1 pseudogene is annotated in these 678 nt (G+C 30.7%); it reads left to right on the top strand.

Annotated elements, in window-relative coordinates:
* The first annotated feature begins 41 nt into the window (after nt 1–41).
* Nucleotides 42–347: pseudogene (gene rplU / locus ACEW7V_RS03260) on the top strand (50S ribosomal protein L21).
* Nucleotides 348–678: the final 331 nt, after the last annotated feature.

Here is a 678-nt window from a genome sequence, read left to right as displayed (position 1 = left end):
CAAAGATACCGCAATTTTTATAAGGAGAGTGAAAATGCGCTATAATCATCAAAACCGGGGGAAAAACAATCCTGCTCGAAGGACAAGAAATTTATGTTGAAAAACTAAATGTTTAAATTCAAGAAACAACTTTATCAATTTCAAGAAGTTTTGTAGCTGTTGGTGGCTCCAATCCTGTTTTAGGCACCCCTTTATTAAGGGCAACTAAAGTAACAGCTCAAGTAATCAAGCACGACCGCGCTAAAAAAATTATTGTGTTTAGTATAAAAAACGTAAAAATATATCGTTGTAAACAAGGACACAGACAATCCTATACTAAACTTTTGATTACTAAAATCACTGTTTAAAAAACTATGATTCGCTATTGTTTTTACAAAGAACAAAAAAAAAAATTACTAGTATTCCAAGTTTGGGGCACGCTTTATATGCTCCTAAAGGTTTTGATATTGTGGTGTTTCGGTTTCTACTGTCATTATTGTAACTTTAAATGCTTTAGAAAAACTTCAATTCCAAACAGATATTACCTATAATCTACAAGATAAGTTGTTTGAATTAGAAGTGAAAAACCACCCAAAATACTGTTCTTTTTACTTTGGCGGATAATTTAGAATACACTATCTGCAATTTAGCCAAACAATATCCCAATAATTTTAAAAAATATCTCAAATTCCTAAAAAG

This window comes from Areca yellow leaf disease phytoplasma (assembly GCF_041920595.1).
Note: the sequence above shows the minus strand (reverse complement) of the source record. Positions and strands in the feature narration are given on the sequence as shown.